Raw genomic sequence first — 20,061 nt, 5'->3', positions numbered from 1 at the left:
TTCAGATCCTACTGAAAAATATTGCTCACCATCCGGCGAACAACCGCTCCAAACGAATCGGACCCTCGACGGGGGTACAGACACCATTGACCGCCGTGGCCTGCGTGCCCAGCGCCCGGGCACGCGCCGTCGAGGCCACCAACCCCGGCGCAGTGACATGCCCGTGAGCACGCAGCGCCGGCAGCAGCGCATCGGTCGGTGCAATGGCCCGCTCGAGTACGACCTCGATGCGCGCCGGGTCGGCCTGGGTGCGCACGCGGGGATCTTGGGCAAATAACTCTGGCGGCTTTTCGACGACCACTGCCGCGTCTCCCAGTTTCAACCATGAGGCGATGACCGCCTCACTCACGCCCGGGCCCCACTTACCCCGGATACGCACCACGATGTCGGTGCGCTCAAAAATCACGCCCGCGGGCCGTGCGATGGGGTGCGTGATGCGGGTGGCCAGCGCAATGGACTCAGCATTCTTTTCAGCTGCGGCGGCGAGGGGGTCGTCGTGACGCGCGCCCCAATCGGGTTGTGGGTGGTGGGCGCGGGCGTGCGGGGAGTGGATGAAGGTGGCGCCGGCGTTCCATGCGCGGTAGCCGAACTCCCAGTCCTCGCCGCCGTAGCCGACCAGGGAGGCGTCGAAGCCGCCGATGTCGGTGAAGAAGGTGCGGTCGCAGGTGAGCACGGCGCTGATGATGAAGCGCCAGGAAGTATCGTCGGCGCGCGCCAGGTCATCGGTGTCGGCCCAAGCGCGGCGCAGCCACTCGGGTTCGGTCCGGTCTGGCCCGGTGGTGCGCGTGCCGACGACCACCCCGCGCGGCTGGCCTGCAATGCAGGCGGTGGCGTGGCGGAGATAGTCGGGTTCCAGGATGGTGTCTGCGTCGACAAAAGCGAGGAGGTTTCCGCTGGCGGCTGCGGCGCCTAAGTTGCGGGCTGCTGCGGCGCGGAAACCCTCATCGGGTTGGGTCACCACGATGGCATCATCAATCTCTGGCGGTGTGGGGGAGCCGTCATCTGCCACCACAATCTCCACAGGGCCTGGGTAGTCCTGGGCACGCACCGATTCGAGGGTGCGGGCAAGGACCTCGTGGTCGTTGTAGTGAGGGATCACCACGCTGACGGGCGGATACCAGAGGCGCTGCCACATGCGGGCGACTTCGGCCCAGCCGTGAGGCCGCGGCTTGATCGGTGGGGCGGGGGTGGCGTTGTCGATGGCTTCACGCCAGTGGTCGCGAGGCACAAGGGTGATGTGCTCGTCGTAATGTGTGGCGATCTCACGCGCATAAGAACTGTCATTGACCAACACATGCCGCCCTGCGCCGAGCCACGTCATCAGGGACCCGGAGGCTGAGAAGTGGCGGTGGGCGCACACAGGGATCTCGATGCGGCCCATCTCGCGGGCGAGTTCTTCGTCGTCAAGCCAACCGGTGATCTCCACGTCAACGCCGAGCTCGTCTGCGCGGGCGCATAAAGCCTCGGCCCACTGTTCGTGGCCTGCGGAGACCTGCCCCAGAAAGCGGAGGCGATACCCGCTTCCGACAAGCTGCTCGATCACGTCCTCGTGACCTTTGCCCGGGTAAAGATAGCCCAGGATGCCCACTGTGTCTGGTTCGGGGTCATAGTCGCTGCGGACTGTGGGGATGGGCAGAGGAATCACGTGCACGGAATCAAAGAAGGCGGCCTCATGCTGCGAATTCACCACGGCAACCCAGGCGTGGGCGGCCAGCCGTCGATAAGCACGCGCGCGACGCTCAAAGCGCTGCGCGCCCTCTTCCGGCTGGGGCACGTCGTGGAAGCTGACGCTGAGCGGCCGCGTACCTGTCCGCGCGAGCAGGCGCTCCACGGCCGAATCGGGATCAGGGCCGAAGAGGTGATCGGTGAACGTGACATGCACCGGGCCCGGTGGAAGTTCCGCGTCTGTCAGTTCGGTTTCGCGCACGACTGATTCGGCGCCGACCGCCTCTGCCAGCGACAACGCGTATGCCGTCACCCCATGGTTGGTGGGGCCGACGATCAGGTGAGTGGGCATCAGTCCATCAACCCCAGCGCGGCGATCCGGTCGGCGTGGCGTGCCAAACCCGCTGCGACAAGGCCAGGCCGGTCGCGATAGAACTCCCAGTGCTTATCGACGATTTCCTCACCACTGATAACCTCCCCGCGGAAAGTCCACTGCTCCCGTCCCGGCACCTCCACGTTGAGGGCGGCGGCTGCGGACTGGTCGATGGGCGCATCCGTCTCTCCCAACATTTCATAGTCGGGGGCGTGGACCTCCATCTCTCCTAGGAAGCGGGCGGCGGCGCGGAGCGCGAGCTCGCTCAAGGTGGCGTTATCGGGGTGGTTGATGGTGTGCCACACCGGAGTAGTGGCCAGGTAGTCGGACATAGGGACCGTGCCGTGTGCTTGCTCGCGCGTGCGCATCTGTTCGATCGATATGGCGGCGGTGCGGCGTAGGGCCTCTGTGCTGGGGGTGGCCGTCACCGGGCGGCCCAGGTCCTGGGCGACACCGCAGAGAATCCGCAGGTCATGGTAGGGGATCACTGGCGGGTTGAGGGAGGGATCGGCAGGATCGCGGATGATCGCCTGGTAGGGCATGAGCCCGTCGAAGCGCAGCACGGGAACAATCACGGTCTGCGCGTGGGCGGGCAGGAATGCTGTTAATTGCGCTGTCCCCAGAGGGAGTCCACGGTAATCAGCCCTGATCGGTTGGGAGACCAGCACGTCGGTGCGGGAGAGTTCGTCGATAAGCGCCGGCATCTCGTCAGGGCCGACCTCGTGGACGGGAGGTATACGCCGGGAATCGATCGCGCCTGTGGAATGGAGCAGCTTGCGCAGGGATTCCGCCTGGCAGTTGCCGACGACGGTGACATAGGGCCGATCAACACTCATGGGAACAAATATAGCAGCGCTTATATCAGCAGCTAGTTTGCCTAAAAGCGCGTATAGTTGCGTTGCGGCTTATGTTTCCTCTGTGTTCAACGATGTGAAGGAGGTGGCCACTGTGGCAGAAGAAGAGCGCTACCGCGTGCTGTCCATTCCAGCCGGTCACGTGTACACGCGCGCCATCAAGCCAGACAACGTGACCTTCGAACCGGACCCCGATATCAATGGTGCGTGGTGGCCGCACCCCGCGCTTGAGGCGCAGTGGTGGGACGGCGGCGCTGAGGTCGATGTTTCTCACATTCACTTCGGTTTTGAGCACCAAAATCCCACAAAGATCGACCGGCTGATCCGCGCGATCCATAAGAGCGGAGTGGCGCTGGTGGTCACCGTGCACGATATCGACAACCCACACCTGGCGGATCCTGCGGACCAGGCAGAACACCACGAGCGCATCCGCCTTCTCGTGCGCGGAGCCAATGCCGTGATCACCCTGACCGATCACGCCCGCACGCGCATCCAGGAGTTGGTTGGCGCGCCGGTGGACGTCACGGTGATTCCCCACCCGCTCGTCGTCACGCGCGAGGAAAAGGAGGCCGTTAACGCCGTGCCCACGCGCCCTGGGGTCTTTCTGAAGTCGCTGCGCTCTAACGTGGTGAAGGATCCTGCGTTCTATGTCGCATTGGCGCAGGTGGGTACCGCTATCTATATCCATGACGAGCCGGCGACGCAGGATTTCCGCGACGCACTGGCCGCCCGCGGCGTGGACGTGATCGCGCACGCCCCGATGGATGACGACACCTTGTATAACGCCGTCGGAGGGTGCACCGCGGTGGTCCTGCCCTACCTGCGTGGGACCCATTCCGGGTGGCTGGAGATGTGCCGCGACCTAGGCGTTGGCGTGGCCGTACCCGACATCGGCTGCTACGCCGACCAGGCCGATTCGCCCGATGCCATCGCCACCTATCCCGCCGGCGACGGTGCAGCCGCTGCCCAGGCAGTACGCACGCTTGCCGACGATGCCCCGCACCCTTATGTCGGCGACCGCGAGGAGCAGCTGGAACGCATCCGGGCCGCACACGCCGCGATCTATAAAGAGGTGGTATCCGCGTGACCGGTCCAGCCTTGCGTATCGCGCTGGTGGCGCCTGCGCGTTACCCGATCCGCGAGCCCTTCACCGGCGGGCTGGAGGCATTCTGCCATACCCTCACTGTGGCGCTGCGCAGCCTAGGGCACAGCGTGGACCTGTACGCCGCGCGTGGCTCTCACGGCAACGAGCCCTCTTTCGAACTGCCCGCGGTGCACTGGGGCCGCGATCAGTATTGGGCCTCCGACACCGGCTACCCGCCTGGTGCGAAAGAACGCGAAGACGCAGCCTACGCCGCGCTGCGCGAGCACCTGGCTCAGCGTGACTATGACGTGGTGCATAACAACAGTCTCAACCCGGGGCTTCTGTTGCCCGGAGGTGCCCCGCTGCCGCTGGTCACCACCTTCCACACCCCGCAGTTGCCGGAGATGCAGGCCGCGATCGATGCCGCTGGTTCCCAGGCCGGCAGGTTCGCGGCGGTCAGTCGCAGCACGGCCGCGGAGTGGGATACTCCTGGGCCGATCCATGTGATCCCCAACGGGGTAGACACGCATGCGTGGCGGCCGGGCTGTGGGGGTGGGCCCGCGATTTGGTTCGGGCGGCTCGTGCCCGAAAAAGCACCGCACCTGGCCCTGGACGCCTGCCACGCCGCGGGAGTTCCGGTGGTCGTGGCGGGCCGCAATGGCGATCGCCACTACTTCGACACGATGGTGGCGCCACGGCTCAAGGCTTATAACGCCACCTTTGTTGGCGAACTTGAACACCTCCGCCTGCACCGGCTGGTGGCATCGTGCAGCGTGTGCGTGGTTACCCCGCAGTGGGACGAACCCTTCGGCCTTGTCGCATTCGAGGCCATGGCCTGCGGAACCCCAGTGGCCGCCTTCGACCGCGGAGGCTTGGGCGAATTGCTCCGCGACGCACCCGTCTCCCTTGCCACATCAGGCAACGTAGACGCACTGGCCGGCGCGATCCGCATCGCCGCGCGCATCGACCGGCACCACGTCGCCGCGTGGGTCCGCGCCAATTTTTCGCTGCACGCCACCGCCACCCGTTATATCCAGCTCTACCGCGAGGTGAAAGTCCAATGATCGGTCTCTACGCCCACCACCAAGGAAGCGGCCACCTCCGCCGGTGCCGCAGCATCCAAGAAGCTCTTTCCGGGCCTGCGCAGATCCTCTCCAGCAGGCCCGGTGCAGATATCACGCTTGCCGACGACGCCGGCGCGAACATTCGCGAGCACCCCGAACTAAACGCTGGTGAAACGCTGCACTACGCCCCCTACCACCACGCTGGGCTGCGGGAACGGATGACGACCATCGCCGACTGGATCAACACCCACCGCCCGGAGGCGTTTTATATCGACGTATCCGTAGAGGTCGCAGTATTCGTGCGCCTCATGGGTGTGCCCGTGATTACGCTCGCCATGCCAGGGATGCGCGACGATATCCCACACCAACTGGGGTATGCGCAGGCCGAAGCCATCCTGGCGGCATGGCCGGACTGGGTGACAACGCCACCACACCTTGCACCCCACGCGGAAGCCCTGCACCCAGTCGGTGGCATATCCCGGCTGCGGCCTGAGACCGGGATCGACCGCGACCCACACCGCGTCGTGGTGCTCGCCGGTGCTGGCGGCAACGACTGGGATGCTGCGACCTGGGAGGCCGTGCAACGGGCCTGCCCCGACTACACATTCGAGTTCCTTGGGGCCACCAACTTCGTCGAGGACCCCACCCCGCACCTGCAAACAGCTGGGGTAGTGGTGGCCGCGGCCGGGCAAAACTCCATCGCGGACTTGGCCGTCACCAACACTCCGGCGATCATCATCCCGCAACACCGCCCCTTCGACGAACAACACGCCACCGCACAGGTGTTGGATGAGGAAGGCCTTGCCGTGGTCGTCGACACGTTCCCTGCTCCCGAAAGCTGGCCCGCCCTAATCCAACGCGCCCAACAACGGCCGATCCGGTGGGAGAGGTGGCAGTGCGAAGGCGCGGCGCGCCGGGCAGCGCGAGTGATTGAGGAGGTGGGGCAGCGATGTGCGCGGCAGTAATCGTCGTCACGCTTGCCAACGCTGCCAGGCTCGACCACGTCAGGCGCCAAGCCGAGCTGATCCCTGCAGGTGTTGGGCATATTGTTGTCGCGCTTGGCGACGATGAACTCCTCCGGCGGGCGTTGCCTGGTAGCGAGATCATCGATGCTGGGTCCGCGAACTTGGCCGCAGCACGCAACCGTGGTGGCGACGAGGCGGCGCGCCGTGGCGCGGAAGTGATTGTCTTCCTCGACGCAGACTGCTTGCCCGGCGATCGCCTCCTGTCCAGATACGTGGAGGCCGCACGCCAGCATCCGGAGGCAGTGCTGGCGGGGCCTGTGACCTATTTGCCGGAAGGGGAGATCCGCACGAACAACCCCCAGCCGCATCCGGCGCGCCCGAACCCGCAGGCCGGGGAGATCCTGAAGGCGGACCGGTACGAACTGTTCTGGTCACTCTCTTTTGCAGTGACCGCAGGGACGTGGGAGAAGATTCGGGCGACATTCGGCGGTTTCGACGAAGGGTATACGGGCTACGGCGGGGAGGATACGGACTTCGGCCAGCACTTGAAGCGGGCAGGGATTGTCCTGCTGTGGGTGGGTGGTGCGCACGCGTACCACCAATGGCACCCAGTGTCGGATCCCCCGATTGAGCACCTGCAGGACATCGTGGCCAATGCCACCCGCTTTCATGAGATCTGGGGCTGGTGGCCGATGGGCGGTTGGTTGGACAAATTTGAAGCGGCCGGCCTCGTTACTTTCGAGGGCGGCCGCTGGAAGAAGACGGGCAGGGCTAGGGGCTAGAAGTCGAACCCGCCGAAATCGAAGCCACCGAAGTCACCACCAAAGTCGCCTCCGCCGAAATCACCGCCCATATCGCCGGCATCGCCTATGTCTCCACCCATGTCACCGGCGTCGCCCATATCGCCGCCCATGTCTCCACCCATGTCACCGGCTGCGAACTGCTCTGCCGACGGGGTGCCTGCCATGCCGGCAAACATTGCGGAGAACATCATCATCGACGACGCGGTCCACATCCCGGTCATCATTGCAGGTGCCCACCATGCTGCCGAGTACCAGCCAGCTGGGACCGGGCGGCCGGCAACGTTGCCACCGGGGTAGTAGTTCGGGGTTTCGTCGGTAGCAACCGGGGAGGCGGTCAACGTGGTGCCGTCTTCCTGTCGGATGGTGCGGCGCTCCGTCACCTTGCCCGCCAAGCGCTGACCCTCCAGCTCAGGCAGCTGCGGGCCGGGTGTCATGCCCATGATCTCGCGTGCCGCGTTGACATAGTGCATGCCTTCCAGAGCGGATTCACGCGCCAGCTGCGCCTGCTTCGCGGTCGACGCCGTCGATAGTGCAGAGGCTGCTGCGTTGTAGCGCTCGGAGGCGTCCGCCATGGCCTGGGTGGAGGCCGCGTCTTCGCCAGAAATGTTGAGCACCTGGGAGCCCAGGCGGTCTACCCAGCGGCGAGCATCGGCCACTGCGTCCTCGAACTGGGCGGCTTCAACTTCCTGCTGCTTCTTCTTATCGTTGCGTGAACTGATGAACCAGATAACGCCACCAGCGATGGCGATGAGAAGGAGGAGTTCCATGTTTGTCTACCTTGAATATTTGTGTCGGGGGCAGGTTATCTAACTACTTTGCCTAACGGCCGAGCCGTCGATTTTGTTCCCGTTTTGTCTGAAACCGGGGAGGTGGGTTAAACTGATGGGCGCAACAGAGCTAGCATTAACGCAGCAGTGGTGCAGTGGGAATGTCGTATAGTGGCTAATACCTCAGCCTTCCAAGCTGAAGACGCGGGTTCGATTCCCGTCATTCCCTCCAAAGTACGGCCCGGCTTGAACATCAAGCCGGGCCGTTTCCATTTGTTCGGTTTAACCCCCTCTGAGCTGGCGAATTGGTGGTTGCGCAAACCTTGTGTAATGTACTTCAAGGACACGGGGCGTGGCGCAGTTTGGTAGCGCACCTGCTTTGGGAGCAGGGGGTCGCAGGTTCAAATCCTGTCGCCCCGACGTGTTAAGAATGGGCTTGCCGACGATCGGCAGGCCCTTTCTTTTTGTTTCTTGGTTCAGTGCTGTGCATGGCTGCGCAAGCTTGGGCGACCCAAGTGTAAGCCCCAAAAATAGGGTTGGGTACACTCGGCCAAGTACGTTTCAACAAAAGAATCCGTACGGGGCGTGGCGCAGTTTGGTAGCGCACCTGCTTTGGGAGCAGGGGGTCGCAGGTTCAAATCCTGTCGCCCCGACGAAGGTCGTGGAAGTACACGGCCCTAAAAACTTACTATCCATTTACAACGAATCCAGGAGAGTTACTCGTGCAGACTACCGTCGATAAGCTCAGCGACACTCGTGTCAAGCTGACCGTCAACGTTCCCTTCGAGGAACTCGGACCGGAAATCGATCAGGCTTACGCGTCGATCGCTCAGCAGGTCACCATTCCAGGCTTCCGTAAGGGCAAGGCACCACGCCAGCTGATCGACGCGCGCTTCGGCCGCGGCCCGATCTTGGAGCAGGTTGTCAACGACATGCTGCCAACCCGTTACGAGAAGGCCTGCGTCGACAATGACATCAAGGCCATCAACCAGCCACAGATCGAAATCACCAAGATCGAAGACAACGAGTTCGTTGAATTCACCGCTGAGGTCGACGTTCGCCCAGAGATCACGGTTCCAGACTTCTCCAAGATCTCCGTCGAGGTCCCAGCCATCAAGGTGGACGACGAGGCACTGGACGAAGAGATCGACAAGCTGCGCGAGCGCTTCGGTGAGCTCAAGGACACCAAGCGCAAGATGAAGACGGGCGACTTCGCCATCATCGACATCGAGGCAGAGGTCGACGGCGAGAAGGTCGACGAGGCAACCGCTGAGGGCCTGAGCTACCAGATCGGCGACGACGACCTGATCAAGGGCCTGGACACGGCACTGCGCGGCATGAAGACCGGTGAGGACAACGAGTTCACCGCCGAAATGCAGTTCGGTGAGCACAAGGGCAAGGAAGCCACCGTCAAGGTGCACGTCCAGCAGACCAAGGAGCGCAAGCTGCCTGAGTTTGACGACGAGTTCGCACAGATGGCATCCGAGTTCGACACCGCAGAGGAACTGCGCGAGAGCACCAAGAGCCAGCTGGAAGAGTCCAAGAAGGCACAGCAGGCAGCGGACATCCGCGACGAAGTCTTGAAGGCAGCACTTGCCGAGTCCGAGTTTGCGCTTCCAGAGTCCGTCGTCGAGGACCAGGTGCACAACCAGCTGCACCAGCTGCTAGGCCAGATGGCTCACGACGAGAACGCACTGGCACAGCTGCTTGAAGCACAGGGCACCACCCGCGAAGAGTTCGACAAGCAGTCCCGCGAGCAGGCTGAAGAGTCCGTGCGCACCCAGCTGTTCCTCGACGCTGTCGCAGAGGAAGAGGAGCCTGAGGTCTCTCAGCAGGAGCTGACCGACCACATTCTGTTCACCGCACAGTCCTACGGCATGGACCCGAACCAGTTCGTGGGCCAGCTGCAGCAGTCCGGCCAGATCGCTAACCTGTTCGCCGACGTGCGCCGCGGTAAGGCGCTGGCAGCGGCGATCGCACGCACCTCCGTCAAGGACGATGAGGGCAATGAGATCGACCCAGACATCTACTTCGGCGACCTCGAGGATGACGAGGATGCAGAGGCAGAGTCCACTGAGTCCACCGAGACCGAGTCTGACGACAAGTAATTTCTCACTGTAGGGGCCCTTCACCAACGTGTGGAGGGCCCCTTTGGCGCTCGTCGACAAGCAATGCGGGCGTTCCGGCAGCGCGTTCGAAGCACCTCTACGCTGTAAGCGAACAGGTGCGGGGTTTCGACGATATCGCTAGTACAGTGGGGCTAACGCGATAACCATACTGAAATAAACAGGAGTTTCGACGATTATGAACGATAAGGTCACCATGACAGCGCCTGGCGCGGGCATGAATCTGGGCGATTCCGTCTACGATCGCTTGCTGCGCGAGCGCATTATTTTCCTCGGCCAGCAGGTTGACGACGAGATCGCCAACAAGATCTGCGCCCAGATCCTGCTGCTCACCGCAGAGGACCCGTCCCGCGACATCTCGCTGTACATTAACTCGCCAGGCGGCTCCGTCTCCGCGGGTATGGCGATTTATGACACGATGAAGTACTCGCCGTGCGATATCCGCACCTACGGCATGGGCCTGGCAGCCTCCATGGGCCAGTTCCTACTGTCCGGCGGCACCAAGGGCAAGCGCTACGCACTGCCACACGCACGCATCATGATGCACCAGCCATCCGCTGGTGTTGGCGGTACCGCGGCCGACATCGCAATTCAGGCAGAGCAGTTCGCACAAACCAAGCGTGAAATGGCCGAGCTGATTGCTGAGCACACGGGCCAGACCTTTGAGCAGATTACGAAGGACTCTGACCGCGACCGCTGGTTCACGGCACAGGAAGCCAAGGAATACGGCATCGTCGACCATGTTATTGAGCACGCCGACCGCTCGATCAGCAACTAAGAACTAGAAGGAGACTTTCACTTATGACTTTCCAGATGCCACAGTCCCGCTATGTTCTGCCGAGCTTCGTCGAGCAGTCCAGCTATGGGACGAAAGAAACCAACCCTTATTCGAAACTTTTCGAAGAGCGCATCATCTTCCTGGGTACCCAGGTCGACGACACCTCCGCGAACGACATCATGGCGCAGCTGCTCGTCCTGGAATCCCAGGACCCAGACCGCGACATCACCATGTACATCAACTCCCCAGGTGGTTCCTTCACCTCGTTGATGGCAATCTACGACACCATGCAGTACGTTCGCCCCGACGTGCAGACCGTCTGCCTGGGCCAGGCCGCATCCGCAGCAGCAGTGCTACTCGCAGCTGGTGCGCCAGGCAAGCGTGCTGCTCTGCCTAACTCGCGCATCCTGATCCACCAGCCAGCCACCCAGGGCACCCAGGGCCAGGTCTCTGACCTGGAAATCCAGGCTGCTGAGATCGAGCGCATGCGTCGACTCATGGAGGAGACCCTGGCACGCCACTCCGGCCGTACCGCCGAGCAGGTTCGTATCGATACCGACCGCGACAAGATCCTCACCGCCGAGGAAGCAGTCGAGTACGGCATCATCGACCAGGTCTTCGACTACCGCAAGCTGAACGGCTAAGCGGAACGCAGCTTTCTCGCCCCCTTCCATCGGAAGGGGGCATTCTGCATTTATGGGTGCGTGCGGTACGCGACCGCTGTCCCCCTAGGATCTTCTTAGGCCTTTCCCTGATTTCGACACAGCGGATTCGCGGTTGAATGTGATGAACCTCATTTCCACCCATTTTGTGAAGGAGATCACAATGCCAGCTGTGTTGAACCAGCCGAAAGGGGCCCGGGACAATACCTGGGCATCCGCGGCACACCGGCGAACCGTTTATCTCATCCTCGTCATCGTCGGCTGTGCCATTCTCTTCGACGGCTATGACCTCGTTATCTACGGAGCTGTCCTCTCCACCTTGCTGGAAGACCCGTCCCACATCGGCCCCTTGTCTCCTGCTGTTGCCGGGTCGCTGGGCTCCTATGCAATGATCGGCGTTCTTATCGGCGCGCTATCTTCTGGGGCGGTCGGCGACCGCCTTGGGCGCCGAAAAGTATTCATCGTTGCGCTGATCTGGTTCTCTGTTGGCATGATCGTGACCGCTCTTGCCACGTCTGTTTTCATGTTCGGCTTGCTCCGCTTCATCACCGGCTTGGGTGTGGGCGTCATCGTGGCCATGGGTGGAGCCATCATTGCTGAATTTGCCCCGGCGAACCGGAAGAATTTCTTCAATGCGATCGTGTACTCGGGTGTTCCCGCCGGCGGTGTTATGGCCTCCGTTCTAGCGCTGCTGTTGGAAGATCAGATCGGCTGGCGTGGACTGTTCATGATCGGTGGGGCCCCGCTGGTGTTCCTCCTTCCACTAGCACTGGTCGCCCTTCCTGAATCGCCTCGCTGGCTGGTGTCCCGTGGCGAGCTGGACAAGGCCCGCCAGGTGTGCGAAAAGTACGGTCTGCCTGTTGAACAGTTCGCTACCGCGCCCGCATCGCCTGCACGGCCTGCGGCAGACACCGTCGCTCCGCACACCAACCCTGATGTTAAGAAGACTGGTTTCGCTGGCATCTTCTCGCGTTCCTTCCTGCCTGGCACCATCCTGATCGGCTTCATGAGCTTCATCGGCCTGTTGGCAACCTACGGCCTGAACACCTGGCTGCCGAAGATCATGCAGTCCAACGGTGCATCGCAGCATGACTCGCTGTACTCGCTGCTCGCTCTCAATGGCGGCGCGGTGATCGGCGGCCTGTTTGCATCATGGGTTGCTGACAGGATTGGCGCAAAGACCGTGATCACAGTGACGTTCGCGTTGGCCGCTGTCATGCTGGCCTTGCTCCCGCAGTTCGACACCGTTGCCCCGATGTACATTCCCATCATGCTTGCAGGCCTTGGCGTCCTGGGCACCCAGGTGCTGACTTACGGCCTGACAGCAAACTACTTCTCCACTGCATCACGCGCAGCAGGCGTGGCCTGGTGCGCAGGATTTGGACGCCTCGGTGGAATCGTCGGGCCGCTTGCTGGTGGTCTCATCTTGAGCGCGAACCTGGGCCCTGCCTATGCTTTCTACATCTTCGCGGGCGCTACCGCTCTGGGTGCGATTCTTACCGCGATGATCCCACGCTCGCCGGCTGAGGCAGAGGTCGTTGTTTCCACTGATCCCGTCGAGCAGCCGAAGGACAAGAAGCCAGTCGGCGCGGCTTAATTCCGCACAGACTAAGGGCTTCCCCTCCAAGGATCTTTCTTGGAGGGGAAGCCCTTTTCGTTGGTACCGGAGCTTAAATAAATGCCTGCAGCGCCTGGTTGAATTCGTCTGGCGATTCCAGCGTCGGCACATGTGCGCCGGGAACAACAACGCTTGTCGACGATCCCGCCGCGCCGTCGCCGATCTGTGCCACGGTCGCCGGTGGGGTAGACAGGTCATCATCACCGGCAATGGTCAGAACCGGGCAGGTGATCTGGGACAAGGAGTCCTTGAAATCCCACTGTGCTAAAGCGTCTGAGCACTGTGCGTAGCCTTCGCCTTGGGTGCTGAGGATCATGTCGCGAGCAGCCTCGACTACGGACGGATTGCTTTCCGCGAATTCTGAGGTGAACCAGAGCCCGACCACTGCATCGACCATCGGGGTGAGGCCTTCCGTGCGGGTGAGGTCGGCGCGTGGTACCCACTTGTCCGGACCGCCAAAGTATGCCGCGGTGCAGCAGAACACAGCCTTGGTGACCCGTGGCGATGTCGCTGCGAGATATTGTGCGATTGCGCCACCGAGCGACAAGCCGACAACGGTGAACTGGTCAACATCCAGGTTGTCGAGGGTGCGCAGGACGTCGTCGGCAAGCTCGGCCATCGTCGTTGTGCCTGGATCAACTTCGGCGACATCGGAACCGCCGTGACCGCGGTGGTTGATCGCGATCATGCGGTGGGTATCAGCAAAAGCCTCGAACTGCGGGGCCCACATGTCGGTGGTCGATGCGATGGAACCAAGAAACACGATGGTAGATGAGGCGTCTTTGTTGCCGTGTTCGGTGTAGGTCAGCGTGGTCATGAGGTTTACTCCTTTTCGATAACGGCTGCTAGGCCCTGTCCGCCGCCGATGCACATGGTGACCAGTGCGCGGTGTGCGTCCGTACGAGCGAGGCGGTGGGATGCGGTGACGAGCATGCGCGCACCTGTGGCACCTACTGGGTGGCCGAGAGAAATCCCTGAACCATGGGGGTTGAGTCGGGGATCGTCGGCAGAAATGTTCCATTCTTTGAGGCATGCCAGCGCTTGGGCGGCGAAGGCCTCATTCAGCTCAATGAGGTCAATATCCTCGAAGGTAAGGCCGAGGCGGTCGAAGAGCTTCGCGGTAGCGTTGACTGGGCCGATACCCATCGTCTCTGGGGCGACACCTGCGACTGCCCAGCCCTTGAGAGTCACCATGGGCGTGAGGCCAAGTTCTTCTGCTTTGCGACGAGTGGTGACGACCATCGCTGCTGCGCCATCGTTTTGGCCTGACGCATTACCAGCGGTGACCGTAGCCTCGTCGTCTTGGCGGCCCATGATGGGGCGAAGACGTGCCAGGGATTCTGTCGTGGTTTCAGGGCGGATGTGCTCATCTTGGTCCACGACGATGGGGTCACCCTTGCGCTGGGGGACCTCGACTGGAACGATTTCTGCGTCGAAAAGCCCCTCTTCTTGGGCTTGCGCTGCACGCTTGTGGGAGTGATACGCCATCTCATCCTGGCTATCCCGGTCGATGGAGTAGTCGCGGCGCAGGTTTTCAGCGGTTTCGATCATGCCGCCAGAGATGGGGTGGTTCTTGCCGCCGGCGGTCTCGCGGGCTTCGGCAAGACGGTCGCGCAACACCATGTTGCCGCCCTTTTTGCCCCAGCGGATATCCGCATCGACGGTGTACTCGGTTCGCGACATGGATTCCGCGCCGCCGGCGATAATCAGATCCGCGGCGCCTGCTGCGATGTGCGCAGCCGCGGTGGCTACTGCTTGCAGGCCGGAGCCGCAACGACGATCAAGCTGCATGCCGGGCACGGAGATGCCAAGCCCGGCATCAAGCGCGACGATGCGGCCAAGTGCAGGTGCCGCACCATTCGGTGATGCCTGGCCTAAAATCACGTCATCGATGTCGGCAGGGTCAAGACCGGATTCGTCGAGTACTGCCTTGACGACGGTGGCTGCCAAGTCTTGGACGGGTACGTCTGCAAGTTTTCCGCCATACCTGCCGACAGGGGTGCGTTTGGGGTGGCACAGGACAATATCTGTGGGTGCATTCATGGGTAGAGCCTTTCTAGTTTCGCTTCTTGAACATCGGCGGAAATTTCCTCGCACGCGGTCGTGAGGCTGGGGAGGAACTTCTCGACGACAAATTCTGGGCTGTGCGCTGCTGCAGGTGTGGAGATATTCACCGCGGCGATGGTGGCACCGGTGCTATCGCGTACCGGGGCCGCGACGGAACGCAACCCCAGCTCCAGTTCTTGGTCAACCAGCGCATAGCCCTGCTTTTTCACTGCTGCCAACTCATCGATCAGTTGGCTCTTCGACACTTTGGTCACCGGTGTTAGGGGAGTGAGCGCGACGGTGTCCAAGTATTCGTCGATCTGTGCGGCCGTTTGACCGGCAAGGAGGACGCGCCCCATTGATGTGGCGTAGGCGGGGAAGCGGGTTCCAATGGTGATGGACACCGCCATGATGCGTCGTACTGGCACGCGGCCGATATAGACCACGTCGTGATCATCAAGAATTGACAGTGAACAGGATTCGTCTACTGCTCGGGACAGTTTTTCCAGGTGTGGCTGCGCGATTTCCGGAAGCCCCAGCGATGAGAGGTAGGAGTAGCCGAGTTCAAGCGTTTTGGGTGTGAGCCAGAAAAGTGATCCGTCGGTGTCCGCGTATCCTGCGCCAACCAAAGTGTGAAGGAATCTGCGCGCGGTTGCTCGTGCGAGTCCTGTGGCCTCAGCAACCTGGGCAAGCGTTTGTCGCGGCCGATCGGCGCCGAAAGTACGAATGACGGCGAGTCCCCGGGTTAACGATTGAATATGCGGTGCTGTGGTCAAGGTGTTTCCTTACATCCTTTGAGGTGAAGAGTGCGAGATGGGTACGAGAAATTCGAACGGTCTCACACTTCACAATATACATCAAATAGTTCACTAGGTGAACCCTTGTGCAATAAGTGAACAAAGTGTAGGTTTGAGTCATGCTCGATAAAACAGTGAACTCAGCAGAAGAGGCGGTGGCAGACATCGCTGACGGCGCATCGATCGCGGTCGGCGGCTTCGGCCTCGTTGGGATCCCAGCGCGTCTCATCGATGCCCTGCGCGCGAACGGCGCCGGATCCTTAACAATCATTTCCAACAACCTTGGCACCGACGGTTTCGGTCTTGGGCTCCTGCTCAAAGACAAGCGCATCGCGCGTTCCATCGGTTCCTATATCGGATCCAACAAGGAATACGCACGTCAATACCTCAGCGGCGAACTGACCGTGGAATTCACTCCACAGGGAACGCTCGCTGAGCGACTGCGCGCCGGGGGCGCGGGCATCCCCGCGTTCTACACCAAGGCAGGCGTGGGCACGCAGCTTGCCGACGGCGGTATCCCCACCCGTTACAACGCAGACGGCACCATCGCCGAATACTCCACACCAAAAGAGACCCGTGAATTCAACGGTGAGGTCTACGTGATGGAAGAAGGAATCCGCGCGGACTTCGCATTCGTGCATGCAGCAAAGGCCGACCGCTACGGAAACCTCGTTTTTTCCAAGACGGCGCAGAACTTCAACCCGGATGCGGCGATGAGCGGCAAGATCACCATCGTGCAGGCGGAAGAGCTTGTCGACGAGCTGCCGCCCCATGAGATCGACCTGCCTGGAATCTATGTCGATCGCGTGGTTGAGGTCGGTCAACAAGAAACTGGTATTGAGAATCGGACGGTGAGTAAATAATGAGCTGGACTCGTGATCAAATGGCCGCGCGTGTTGCGCAAGAGTTGGAAAATGGCCAGTACGTCAACCTCGGCATCGGAATGCCGACCCTGATCCCTGGATTCCTTCCGGACGGCCTCGAAGTGGTGCTGCACTCCGAAAACGGCATCCTCGGCGTCGGGCCGTACCCCGCTGACGATGAGGTTGATCCCGAACTCATCAACGCGGGCAAGGAAACCATCACGGCGGCACCTGGTGCCTCCTTCTTCTCCTCCTCCCAATCCTTCGGCATGATTCGGTCACGCGCGATCGACGTGGCCGTCCTCGGAGCCATGGAAGTATCCCAGTTCGGTGACCTTGCTAACTGGATGATCCCAGGCAAGATGGTAAAGGGAATGGGCGGCGCCATGGACTTAGTTCACGGCGCGAAGAAGATCATTTTGATGATGGACCACGTGACCAAGAAGGGCGACAGTAAGGTACTCACCGAGTGCAAGCTGCCCCTCACCGGAGCAAAGTGCGTGGACCTGATCGTGACCAACTACGCCGTGTTCAGCGTCGACGCCAAAGCCGGTCTGACACTCGTCGAGGTGGCCGAAGGCGAAAGCGTTGATTCGGTACGCGAGGTAACGGAAGCCCCATTCGCAATCGCCGACGGCGTTGCATAACCCACCACCGAAAGAGAGGATTTTCGATGCTGTTTCTGGCACGCATGGACGTAAACTTTCCAGATAATCTGACCCCGGACGAGGTCGCAGATTACCAAGCCCGGGAAAAAGAATACTCCGGCAACCTGCAGGCTGCAGGAACCATGAAGGGAATCTGGCGAGTAGTAGGAGAGTACGCAAACTACTCCATCTACGACGTAGAGAACAACGACGAGCTGCACAAAGTGTTCCAAGGATTCCCCATGTTTAAGTACATGAAGATCAAGGTCACACCTCTTGCAGAGCACCCGAACTGGACCGATGCCTGCGCGTACTAAACACACCCCGCTACGCCACCTGGATCGATTAGAGATCTAGGTGGCGTAATTCGTTCCCCAGTTCTGCACGGTTACGCACCCCGAGCTTCCGGTACACCCGCGTCAGGTGGTACTCGACAGTTTTCGGCGACAAGAAGAGAGCAGCGGCTACGTCATTATTAGAGTTACCCTGCGCCACTAGTGAGGCGATCTCCTTTTCTTGAGGTGTCAAGCCGTGCTCTGAAGGCACCCGAGATCCAAGACCGCCGGCGCGGCGTTCACGTCCGCAGCGGGCAACCATATTGTCTGCGCCCATCGCCTGGAAGTACTCGCTGGCGCGGGCGAGGAGATCGTCGGCAAGCTTCCTCTTGCCAAGCCGGCGCAATGCTTGCCCATAATCGAAAAGAACGCGTGAAGAATACAAGGGCAGGGACAGCGTTTCGATCATGTCTAAGGATTCGTCGAAAAGCTGCAAGCCCTTCTTTTGCTGCCCGTGGGCGAGCGCGAGACGTGCCTGGGACATTCGCAATTTCGCGCGGGCAGACACAACCGACGATGGCTCTAACCGTACCTTTGACTCTTCGATGGTCTTTTCTGCCTCATCTAATTGCCCGCTACTGATCAGGTGTGACAGCCAAATATCACGCCAGGGCCAAAACCCCGGCTGCGACGTATCCACCGTGGCGTTCAACTGCGTCAAAAATGTGCCGGCGCGCTGCATGGCTGCCGAATCGCCCTGCGAATAGGCGATGTAGAGCCGGGCCATCGCCGAAGGAATCTGCTGGATGGGAAAAGCGTCGTTGCTCAGGGTGACCTGCTGGCTGTACAAGGACGCCATGTTCCAATCGCCACGTAGTCCCGCGACCACGCTGGCGCTCCACAGCAGAAGCGGTTCGAGGAAACTGATGCCGTAGCGTTCGCAACGCGCTAAGCCTTTCTCCACGGCCTTCTCCGCATTCACCAGGTCGCCCATGAGCAGGTAGGAGCGTGCCCGCCACGCGTCCATCCACGCGGCGATGCGTTCGGATCCCTTGCCATGAGCATCCATGGATAGGTGTTGCCGCGCGGCGAATGGGTTGTCGTGGACCAGGTAGATCCAGCCCGCGGCCATATGGCGGCGCTGCGCCATCGTCTCCGTTTCCCAGGGCAGGGGAGTGAGATCCGGGATCTCACCAGTACATGCGGCTTCGCCAATCAAGGAGATATAGTGCGCCTCGGACTGGAGGGGCGATTCGGGCAACGCCCAGTGCGTTGTAGTGCGCGCCCAATTGACCACCTCAGAGGGTTGCCATTCGCACAAACTCAATAACACCTGGCGGCTTGCCGCGCGGGTACGCAGCTTTGGGTCCACACTTGAAGCCTGATCAAGCTCAGACCACGAACGATTAATCAGCATGGATGCGTCTGTGCGATGCCCCTGGTGAAGGGATAAGTAGCCGCGGATGGAATCAACGTGGGCGCTGGGGTTCAGGCTTGTCAGTTGTTGCACATGCTGGTTGGCCTGAGGAATATCGGAATCAGAAATGAGAGACTCGATGGCGTTCAGATTTGCTTGATTCTCTAGTTCCGCGCTGTGGGCTATGAGCGACGCACGGTGAAACACGGCATAGGCTTGGCGCCAGTCTCCGCTACTAGCGAGCTCAGCGCCGTGCGTGATCATTTGTCGGGCGAGCTCGTCGTTGTTTTCATCGATACTCTGCGCGCGGTGGAGCAGCGCTTCGGTGTGTTTACCGTACTGGTCAAACCAGGTGCTCGCCTTGGCATGTAGTTGACGAATGATTGCTGGGGGTGCCTCGGAACGCGCCACCGCCAGGTCAGTGGAGTGGGCAAAGACGATGACGCGGCCGCGGCCTTGCGGCACCGACTGCAAGATTCCGCTTTTAATTGCAGCCGAGATTCCCTCGCCGCCTCCTAGTAGGGCGACTAAAGCTTCATAATTGGATGTAATGGTGGCGGCTTGGGCTGCTGCGAGCAGCTGCTCGTCGCCCTGTGTCCGGCCTTCGAAAGCCGTGCGCCAGCGGCGAGGCACGGGCACGTAGGGGTGGTTACTGCGCCAATGGTCCTCCGACGCTGAATCCAGCAGATCGCGCACCAGACTGGGATCGCCATTTGTCACCTGCAAAAAGCGGGCGCAGACATCCGGGTTGAGGTGGACGGCCCGGTACGTTACGGCCATCGTTGCGATATCGCTGATCCGCAGCGGAGGAAGGTTGATCCGAAAATCGGCGACGGTATGAAAATCCTCATTGATATCAGAAAGATCCGTCGCGCCCAACACAACCCCCGTCGCTTGGGACAGGCTTTGACTCCATTCGACGAGGGCATGGAGCGAGACAGCATCGGCCCACTGTGCCTTGTCGACGATCAGCGCTACGCGGGAATGCGGCTGGTCGAGTTCGCTCAGCTCGTCGACACCTGCTTTGTCGCGAAAGGTGCGCAACAGCCAGCCGGAATCGTCCGCACGCCAGGGAAGTGCAGAGACGCGGAATACTTTCCACGCCTCCAGCTCTCGAATGACACTGTCCACGGCAGAGTGCGCGTCCGCTCCCGATAAGGAGATAACGGAGCTTGCCCCAGGCGCGAGCGCTGAGACGTGCCTGAAGATTTTCCTGGACTCATACCGTGCGGAAAAAGCCATTTTCAAATCCTATAA

General features: G+C 61.2%; 18 protein-coding genes and 3 tRNA genes. 14 read left to right on the top strand and 7 right to left on the bottom strand.

The genetic code is table 11. The features are described 5' to 3' along the window. Nucleotides 1–25 precede the first annotated feature (25 nt). The gene (locus B097_RS12775; protein ID WP_018582174.1) at nucleotides 26–2,017 is read right to left on the bottom strand and encodes a glycosyltransferase; all 1,992 of its coding nucleotides are present in this window, start codon (nucleotides 2,015–2,017) and stop codon (nucleotides 26–28) included. Continuing rightward, entirely contained in the window at nucleotides 2,017–2,874 is an 858-nt protein-coding gene (locus B097_RS0108860) for a WcbI family polysaccharide biosynthesis putative acetyltransferase (RefSeq protein WP_018582173.1), read from the bottom strand. Before B097_RS0108860 ends, B097_RS12775 begins: the two co-directional genes overlap by 1 nt. Nucleotides 2,875–2,977: 103 nt before the next feature. Here B097_RS0108860 and B097_RS0108855 point away from each other — a divergent pair, with 103 nt between their 5' ends. The 4 genes from B097_RS0108855 to B097_RS12770 are packed head-to-tail and all read left to right on the top strand — an operon-like array spanning nucleotide 2,978 to nucleotide 6,787. Next, nucleotides 2,978–3,979 (top strand): glycosyltransferase family protein, encoded by a 1,002-nt coding sequence (locus B097_RS0108855; protein WP_237559341.1) that lies wholly within the window; start codon nucleotides 2,978–2,980, stop codon nucleotides 3,977–3,979. Beyond that, the gene (locus B097_RS0108850) at nucleotides 3,976–5,040 is read left to right on the top strand and encodes a glycosyltransferase family 4 protein (RefSeq protein WP_018582171.1); all 1,065 of its coding nucleotides are present in this window, start codon (nucleotides 3,976–3,978) and stop codon (nucleotides 5,038–5,040) included. Before B097_RS0108855 ends, B097_RS0108850 begins: the two co-directional genes overlap by 4 nt. Next, entirely contained in the window at nucleotides 5,037–6,005 is a 969-nt protein-coding gene (locus B097_RS0108845) for a glycosyltransferase (protein ID WP_018582170.1), read from the top strand. Before B097_RS0108850 ends, B097_RS0108845 begins: the two co-directional genes overlap by 4 nt. Then, on the top strand, nucleotides 5,990–6,787 hold the full coding sequence (locus B097_RS12770) for a glycosyltransferase family 2 protein (RefSeq protein ID WP_018582169.1): 798 nt from the start codon (nucleotides 5,990–5,992) through the stop codon (nucleotides 6,785–6,787). Before B097_RS0108845 ends, B097_RS12770 begins: the two co-directional genes overlap by 16 nt. Here the strand turns inward: B097_RS12770 and B097_RS0108835 are convergent. Then, on the bottom strand, nucleotides 6,784–7,575 hold the full coding sequence (locus B097_RS0108835) for a hypothetical protein (RefSeq protein WP_018582168.1): 792 nt from the start codon (nucleotides 7,573–7,575) through the stop codon (nucleotides 6,784–6,786). The two genes, B097_RS12770 and B097_RS0108835, sit on opposite strands and share 4 nt — an antisense overlap. 157 nt (nucleotides 7,576–7,732) lie before the next feature. Here B097_RS0108835 and B097_RS0108830 point away from each other — a divergent pair. The 7 genes from B097_RS0108830 (at nucleotide 7,733) to B097_RS0108800 (ending at nucleotide 12,738) form a co-directional block, all read left to right on the top strand. Continuing rightward, nucleotides 7,733–7,807, top strand: a tRNA-Gly gene (locus B097_RS0108830). A 114-nt stretch (nucleotides 7,808–7,921) separates the two neighbouring features. Further along, nucleotides 7,922–7,995, top strand: a tRNA-Pro gene (locus tag B097_RS0108825). A gap of 159 nt (nucleotides 7,996–8,154) precedes the next feature. Continuing rightward, nucleotides 8,155–8,228, top strand: a tRNA-Pro gene (locus B097_RS0108820). A 69-nt stretch (nucleotides 8,229–8,297) separates the two neighbouring features. After that, nucleotides 8,298–9,683 (top strand): trigger factor, encoded by a 1,386-nt coding sequence (tig, locus tag B097_RS0108815; protein ID WP_018582167.1) that lies wholly within the window; start codon nucleotides 8,298–8,300, stop codon nucleotides 9,681–9,683. A gap of 196 nt (nucleotides 9,684–9,879) precedes the next feature. Beyond that, nucleotides 9,880–10,479, top strand: coding sequence for an ATP-dependent Clp protease proteolytic subunit (locus B097_RS0108810; protein ID WP_018582166.1), 600 nt, complete (start codon nucleotides 9,880–9,882; stop codon nucleotides 10,477–10,479). A gap of 23 nt (nucleotides 10,480–10,502) precedes the next feature. Then, a complete protein-coding gene (locus B097_RS0108805; protein WP_018582165.1) occupies nucleotides 10,503–11,123 on the top strand; it encodes an ATP-dependent Clp protease proteolytic subunit in 621 nt (206 codons plus the stop codon). A gap of 181 nt (nucleotides 11,124–11,304) precedes the next feature. After that, entirely contained in the window at nucleotides 11,305–12,738 is a 1,434-nt protein-coding gene (locus B097_RS0108800) for an MFS transporter (protein ID WP_051078022.1), read from the top strand. A gap of 73 nt (nucleotides 12,739–12,811) precedes the next feature. On the opposite strand, the gene pcaD is transcribed toward B097_RS0108800, so the two are convergent. The 3 genes from pcaD to B097_RS0108785 are packed head-to-tail and all read right to left on the bottom strand — an operon-like array spanning nucleotide 12,812 to nucleotide 15,581. Then, complete coding sequence (gene pcaD / locus B097_RS0108795) at nucleotides 12,812–13,576, bottom strand: 3-oxoadipate enol-lactonase (RefSeq protein ID WP_018582163.1); 765 nt, start codon at nucleotides 13,574–13,576, stop codon at nucleotides 12,812–12,814. 5 nt (nucleotides 13,577–13,581) lie between these two features. Further along, nucleotides 13,582–14,802: an acetyl-CoA C-acetyltransferase gene (locus B097_RS0108790; RefSeq protein ID WP_018582162.1), complete on the bottom strand. Its 1,221-nt coding sequence runs from the start codon at nucleotides 14,800–14,802 to the stop codon at nucleotides 13,582–13,584. Next, nucleotides 14,799–15,581, bottom strand: a complete 783-nt coding sequence (locus tag B097_RS0108785) for an IclR family transcriptional regulator domain-containing protein (RefSeq protein WP_026254414.1) — start codon at nucleotides 15,579–15,581, stop codon at nucleotides 14,799–14,801. The genes B097_RS0108790 and B097_RS0108785 overlap by 4 nt, the downstream gene beginning before the upstream one ends. Nucleotides 15,582–15,721: 140 nt before the next feature. Between B097_RS0108785 and B097_RS0108780 the strand changes: the two genes are divergently transcribed. Genes B097_RS0108780 through catC form a run of 3 tightly spaced genes read left to right on the top strand, consistent with a single transcriptional unit; the run spans nucleotide 15,722 to nucleotide 17,429 of the window. Beyond that, nucleotides 15,722–16,465: a CoA transferase subunit A gene (locus B097_RS0108780; protein ID WP_018582160.1), complete on the top strand. Its 744-nt coding sequence runs from the start codon at nucleotides 15,722–15,724 to the stop codon at nucleotides 16,463–16,465. Next, on the top strand, nucleotides 16,465–17,112 hold the full coding sequence (locus tag B097_RS0108775; RefSeq protein ID WP_026254413.1) for a 3-oxoacid CoA-transferase subunit B: 648 nt from the start codon (nucleotides 16,465–16,467) through the stop codon (nucleotides 17,110–17,112). The genes B097_RS0108780 and B097_RS0108775 overlap by 1 nt, the downstream gene beginning before the upstream one ends. A 26-nt stretch (nucleotides 17,113–17,138) precedes the next feature. Continuing rightward, the gene (gene catC / locus B097_RS0108770) at nucleotides 17,139–17,429 is read left to right on the top strand and encodes a muconolactone Delta-isomerase (RefSeq protein ID WP_018582158.1); all 291 of its coding nucleotides are present in this window, start codon (nucleotides 17,139–17,141) and stop codon (nucleotides 17,427–17,429) included. Between the two features lie 28 nt (nucleotides 17,430–17,457). On the opposite strand, the gene B097_RS0108765 is transcribed toward catC, so the two are convergent. Further along, the gene (locus tag B097_RS0108765) at nucleotides 17,458–20,046 is read right to left on the bottom strand and encodes a LuxR C-terminal-related transcriptional regulator (protein WP_018582157.1); all 2,589 of its coding nucleotides are present in this window, start codon (nucleotides 20,044–20,046) and stop codon (nucleotides 17,458–17,460) included. Nucleotides 20,047–20,061 lie beyond the last annotated feature (15 nt).

Source organism: Corynebacterium pilosum DSM 20521 = CIP 103422 (assembly GCF_000373805.1).
GTDB lineage: Bacteria > Actinomycetota > Actinomycetes > Mycobacteriales > Mycobacteriaceae > Corynebacterium > Corynebacterium pilosum.
This window is presented reverse-complemented; position numbering and strand designations above follow the sequence as displayed.

What these genes read in the sequence shown, in the direction of transcription:
- B097_RS0108780 (WP_018582160.1), top strand. Translation starts at nt 15,722, where the DNA reads ATGCTCGATAAAACAGTGAACTCAGCAGAAGAGGCGGTGGCAGACATC.
- B097_RS0108860 (WP_018582173.1), bottom strand. Translation starts at nt 2,874, where the DNA reads ATGAGTGTTGATCGGCCCTATGTCACCGTCGTCGGCAACTGCCAGGCG.
- B097_RS0108810 (WP_018582166.1), top strand. Translation starts at nt 9,880, where the DNA reads ATGAACGATAAGGTCACCATGACAGCGCCTGGCGCGGGCATGAATCTG.
- B097_RS0108845 (WP_018582170.1), top strand. Translation starts at nt 5,037, where the DNA reads ATGATCGGTCTCTACGCCCACCACCAAGGAAGCGGCCACCTCCGCCGG.
- B097_RS0108765 (WP_018582157.1), bottom strand. Translation starts at nt 20,046, where the DNA reads ATGGCTTTTTCCGCACGGTATGAGTCCAGGAAAATCTTCAGGCACGTC.
- B097_RS0108805 (WP_018582165.1), top strand. Translation starts at nt 10,503, where the DNA reads ATGACTTTCCAGATGCCACAGTCCCGCTATGTTCTGCCGAGCTTCGTC.
- pcaD (WP_018582163.1), bottom strand. Translation starts at nt 13,576, where the DNA reads ATGACCACGCTGACCTACACCGAACACGGCAACAAAGACGCCTCATCT.
- B097_RS0108775 (WP_026254413.1), top strand. Translation starts at nt 16,465, where the DNA reads ATGAGCTGGACTCGTGATCAAATGGCCGCGCGTGTTGCGCAAGAGTTG.
- B097_RS0108835 (WP_018582168.1), bottom strand. Translation starts at nt 7,575, where the DNA reads ATGGAACTCCTCCTTCTCATCGCCATCGCTGGTGGCGTTATCTGGTTC.
- B097_RS12775 (WP_018582174.1), bottom strand. Translation starts at nt 2,017, where the DNA reads ATGCCCACTCACCTGATCGTCGGCCCCACCAACCATGGGGTGACGGCA.
- catC (WP_018582158.1), top strand. Translation starts at nt 17,139, where the DNA reads ATGCTGTTTCTGGCACGCATGGACGTAAACTTTCCAGATAATCTGACC.
- B097_RS0108800 (WP_051078022.1), top strand. Translation starts at nt 11,305, where the DNA reads ATGCCAGCTGTGTTGAACCAGCCGAAAGGGGCCCGGGACAATACCTGG.
- B097_RS0108790 (WP_018582162.1), bottom strand. Translation starts at nt 14,802, where the DNA reads ATGAATGCACCCACAGATATTGTCCTGTGCCACCCCAAACGCACCCCT.
- B097_RS12770 (WP_018582169.1), top strand. Translation starts at nt 5,990, where the DNA reads ATGTGCGCGGCAGTAATCGTCGTCACGCTTGCCAACGCTGCCAGGCTC.